The organism is Streptomyces cahuitamycinicus (assembly GCF_002891435.1).
GTDB classification, from domain to species: Bacteria; Actinomycetota; Actinomycetes; order Streptomycetales; family Streptomycetaceae; genus Streptomyces; species Streptomyces cahuitamycinicus.
Map to the genome: position 1 here is coordinate 1 of NZ_POUC01000536.1, position 4,589 is coordinate 4,589.

Below are 4,589 nucleotides of genomic sequence, written 5' to 3' on the forward strand. Positions count from 1 at the left end.
CGCCCCCTCCGCCCGCGCCCGGCACCGGGAAGATCAACCTGGACAAGGGCCGCGTCAGTCTCCAGAAGAACCAGACGGTCTCCCTGATCAAGGGCGGCCGTCCTCTGCTCTCCTCGGTCAAGATGGGCCTCGGCTGGGAGCCGGCGTACCGGGGCAAGGACATCGACCTGGACGCCTCGGTCATCGCCTACGGGCCGCAGCGCAACCACATCGACAGCTGCTACTTCGGCAAGCTCCAGATCGTGGGCGGCGCGATCCGCCACTCCGGCGACAACCTCACAGGCGAGGGCGGCGGGGACGACGAGGTCATCACCGTCGACCTCGGCCGTCTCCCCCAGGAGGTCACCGGCCTGGTCTTCACGGTCAACTCATTCTCCGGCCAGAAGTTCACGGAGGTCGCCAAGGCGTACTGCCGCCTTCTGGACGGCGCGACCGGGGAGGAACTGGTCCGCTTCGACCTCACCAGCGCCGAGGCGCAGACCGGCGTGATGATGGCCAAGCTGATCCGCCAGTTCTCCGGCGAGTGGGACATGACGGCCATGGGCGACTTCGTGAAGTCCCGCACGGTGAGGGGAATGGTGAAGCCGGCGGCGCAGGCCCTGTAAGCCACCGGACCGGCCTTCATGGACGCCCCCTCACCGGGGGGCGTCCGGCTCACCGGTCAGCGGCGCCCCGGCCGCCAGCCCCTCCATCAGCAACGTCAGATACCGCCGGATGTGCCGGCCCTCCCCGTCCGCCAGTTCCGACGCCGTGGCCACGCCGTGCGCCAGCCGCAGCACGTCGATCGGCTCGACGTCCCGCCGTAGCGTGCCCTCCTCCTGCGCCGCCCGGACCAGCCGCCCCGCCGCGGCCTTGACCGAGTCGCCGCAGGCCGTGTTCACGAGGGCGCCGGAGTCCGTGACGGCCGGTCCCAGCAGCGCCTTCAGCCCCCGCATCCGGATCATCCCGGTGCCGAGTTCGTACAGCCACTCCCCCAGCGCCTCGCCGGGCGGCATTACGGCTGCGAGCCCTTCGGCCCGGGCCGCGATCGCCTCGACGCGGTCCAGGTACGCGGCCTCCAGCAGCGCCCGACGGGTCGGGAAGTGCCGGTACAGGGTGCCGGAGCCGACCCCGGCCCGCTTGGCGATGTCGTCGAGCGACGCTCCCTCCCCGTGCTGCGCGAAGGCCTCCACGGCGACCGTCAGCAACCGCTCGTAGTTGCGCCGGGCGTCCGCCCGCATGGGCCTGACCTGCACCACGCGACCACTCCTCACCGACCGGGACCTACTCCGCACCCTACCGAGAGGCGGGTTCGGCGCCCGCCCTCACATCTTCATGGCCCCGGCCGCGAGGTCCCGCAGGAAGTGCCGCGCCCCGAACAGGAACACCGCGATCAGCGGGATGACGCTCATCAGCGCACCGGCCATCACCAGGGCGTAGTCCGCGTTGTAGAGGACGTTGAGGTTCGCCAGTGCCACCTGGAGCGTGACCCTCTCCGGGTCGATCATCACGACCAGGGGCCAGATGTAGTCGTTCCAGAGGCCGATGAAGGTGAAGATGCCGAGGAAGGCCAGGGCCGGGCGGAAGAGGGGCAGGGCGACCTGCCCATAGAGGCGGAAGAAGCCGGCGCCGTCGATGCGCCCGGCGTCCAGCAGTTCGTCGGGCAGGGAGTTCTGGGCGTACTGGCGCATCCAGAAGATGCCGAAGGCGTTGGCCGCGCCGGGGATGATCAGCGCCTTCAGCGAACCGGCCCAGCCGAACTCGGCGATGGTGACGAACTGCGGCACCAGGGACAGCTGGGCCGGGATCATGTACGTGACCAGCAGCATGCCGAAGAGGAACTTCTTCGCCGGGAACTCGTACTTGGCGAAGGCGAACGCCGCCAGGGAGTCGAAGAACAGCACGAGCGCGGTGCCCACCACGGCCACCACGACCGTGTTGAACAGCGAGCCGAAGAAGTCGACCGCGTCGAGAACCCGGCCCATGTTGTCCAGCAGATGCGGGCCGGGCACCAGCTTGGGCGGGTAGCTGTAGATGTCCTGGGTGGTGCCGGAGGCCATCACCACCAGCCAGTAGAAGGGGAACAGTGAGATCAGCACGCCGAGCAGCAGCACCGCCCGGACACAGATCCGGGAGAGTCTGCTGCCGGAGCCGATCGCCAGTCCCGCGGTGCCGGTCGTCCTGTGGTCAGCGGCCATCGCGAGCCCCCTTGCGGCGCAGCAGTCCGGCGAGGCCGGGCCGGCGGTCGTCGCGGTCGGAGCCGGAGACCAGCCGCCAGTTGATGATCGTGAACACCGCGATGATGGCGAAGAGCAGCCAGCCCATGGCGGCGCCGTAGCCGAACTGGTGCTCCTTGAAGGCCTTCTGCCAGAGATAGAGCACGATGGTCATCCCTTCCTGACCGGGGCCGCCCGTGGTGCCGACGTCGGTCGACTGGAAGAGCACCTGGGACTCGGTGAAGACCTGCAGGCCGTTGATGGTGGAGGTGACGGCGGCGAACAGGACCACCGGACGAAGCTGCGGCACCACGACCCGGAACAGGGTCTGCCAACTGCTCGCGCCGTCGACGCACGCGGCCTCGAAGTGCTCGGTGGGGATGGCCTGGAGGCCCGCCAGGAAGATCAGGGCGTTGTAGCCGACCCACCGCCAGATGATCATGATGGACACGGACGACTTGATGCCCCACTCGGAGGACAGCCAGCCGATCCCGTCCAGACCGACGGCCCTGAGCACCGCGTTGGCCAGGCCCGCCTGGGCGAAGACCGAGCCGAAGACGATGGTCATGGCGACCATCGAGGTGACGTTGGGGATGAAGTACGCCACCCGGTAGGCACCGGCGAAGCGCACCTGCGAGTGCAGCAGGAACGCCAGCACGAGCGCCAGGAACAGCATCGGAACGGTCGACAGGAACCAGATCTCGAAGGTGTTGAGCACCGCGTGCCAGAACACCGAGTCCTGGAGCAGCCAGCCGTACTGCCGGAGCCCGACGAAGCGCATCTCCCCGATGCCGTCCCAGTCCTGGAAGGACAGGTACATGGAGAAGACCACCGGGAAGGCGCCGAAGACGGCGAAGAGCACGTAGAACGGGGAGATGGCGAGCAGCGGCGGGAGATGCCGCCGGCGTCCCCCGGGCGGGGCGGACGTGTCACGGCGGGCGGGGTGCCGTTCGCCGGCCGCCGGCGCACCGGCCGAGTCGAGGACCGTGGCCATGTCAGCTCACCCCCAGCCGCGTCAGCGCGGTTCCGGCTGTGCTCACGGCGTCCCGCCAGGCCCGGTCGGGGTTCTTGCCGAGCGTCTCGACATTGGTCAGCTCCTGGAAGAACGGGGTGTTGGCGGTCTCCTCGTAGGGGCTGAAGTAGACGACCGGGGCCCTCTGGGCGGCCGGGCCGAAGACGTCGATGGGCTGCTGGCCGCCGAAGAAGGGGTCGGGCTTGTGCATCGCCGGGTCGGCGTAGGAGGCCTGAGTGGTGGGGAACAGGGCCATCTCCTGGTAGCTCTTGAGCTGGTTCTCCGGGCTGAGCAGCCACGTCAGGAAGGCGAAGGCCGCTTCCGGTTCCCGGCAGTAGCGGGTCAGCGTCACGTAGGAGCCGCCGTAGTTGCAGGGGCCGTCCGGCAGAGTGGTCAGCCGCCAGGAACCGGAGGTCTTCGGCGCGGAGTCCTTCAGGCTGTTGATGGCCCACACCGCCGTGGTCATGGTGGCGACGCGGCCGCCGCTCATGGCCGCGTTGAAGTCGGGTCTGCCGTCGGTGATCCTGGCGCTGAGGCCCTGGCGGAGGATGTCCACGGACAGGTCCCAGGCGCGCCGGATGTGCTCCTGGTCGCCGATGAAGCGGTCGTCGGCGTCCACGAACTGCTTCGGGCTCTGCAGCAGCACCTGCTGGAAGACGTTGCCGATGTTGCTCACGAGGTAGGGCTTGCCCGATGCCCTGCGTCGCAGGGTCCGTCCGGCGGCGATGAACTTCTCCCAGGTGGGGATCTGTTCGGCGACGTCCGCCGGCTCGTGGGGCAGACCGGCCTCGCGGAAGAGGTCGCGGCGGTAGTAGAGCGCGGTGGGGCCGGCGTCGAGGGGGAAGCCGATCATCCGGCCCGTGGGTGTGAAGCAGGCCTTCCACTTCCAGTCGAGGTACCGGTCGCGGACGGATGCGGCACCGAGTGTGCGCAGGTCGAGGAACTCGTTCTCGTCGGGGAAGAACGTGGCGAGGTTGTCGTTGTTGACGACCGTCAGGTCGGGCACGTAGGCGCGGGCGGCGAGACTGGTGCGCACCTTGGAGTCGATGTCGCCGTCCGGGACCTGGGAGCCTTTCACCTTCAGCCCCGGGACGCCGGGGACGCCGCGGGCGGCGGTGGCGAGGAGTCTGTCGCTGAGCGAGCCCTTCCAGTACCAGAGGCTCAGATGGCCGGAGCCGGCGGAGGCCGATCCCTCGGCGGTCCCGCATCCCGAGAGCGTCAGCAGGCCGGCGCCCGCGCCGCCCAGGGAGGCCCCCAGAAAGCGTCTGCGGGACATCGTTCGGTGTTCCATGGGCGCGCACTCGCTTTCCGGGCGTGCCGCAGCCGGGGCACAGTGCTGCCGCGGGCCCGTTCTCGCGGGGATGGGGGGAAGGCTTCCGGGA

At 69.4% G+C, this 4,589-nt stretch carries 5 protein-coding genes; 1 reads left to right on the forward strand and 4 read right to left on the reverse strand.

Going from position 1 to position 4,589, the window contains the following annotated elements; translation table 11 throughout:
- Positions 1–605 (forward strand): TerD family protein (locus C1J00_RS38580; RefSeq protein ID WP_180989851.1); only part of this gene is annotated, 605 nt, incomplete at its 5' end.
- Positions 606–635: 30 nt separating this feature from the next.
- On the opposite strand, the gene C1J00_RS38585 is transcribed toward C1J00_RS38580, so the two are convergent.
- The 4 genes from C1J00_RS38585 to C1J00_RS38600 all read right to left on the reverse strand — a co-directional run bounded on the left by C1J00_RS38585 (position 636) and on the right by C1J00_RS38600 (position 4,483).
- Entirely contained in the window at positions 636–1,238 is a 603-nt protein-coding gene (locus C1J00_RS38585; protein WP_102913549.1) for a TetR/AcrR family transcriptional regulator, read from the reverse strand.
- Between the two features lie 66 nt (positions 1,239–1,304).
- A complete protein-coding gene (locus tag C1J00_RS38590; protein WP_180989852.1) occupies positions 1,305–2,177 on the reverse strand; it encodes a carbohydrate ABC transporter permease in 873 nt (290 codons plus the stop codon).
- Positions 2,167–3,189, reverse strand: a complete 1,023-nt coding sequence (locus C1J00_RS38595; protein ID WP_102913550.1) for a carbohydrate ABC transporter permease — start codon at positions 3,187–3,189, stop codon at positions 2,167–2,169. The genes C1J00_RS38590 and C1J00_RS38595 overlap by 11 nt, the downstream gene beginning before the upstream one ends.
- Before the next feature lies 1 nt (position 3,190).
- Positions 3,191–4,483, reverse strand: coding sequence for an ABC transporter substrate-binding protein (locus C1J00_RS38600; RefSeq protein WP_102913551.1), 1,293 nt, complete (start codon positions 4,481–4,483; stop codon positions 3,191–3,193).
- Positions 4,484–4,589 lie beyond the last annotated feature (106 nt).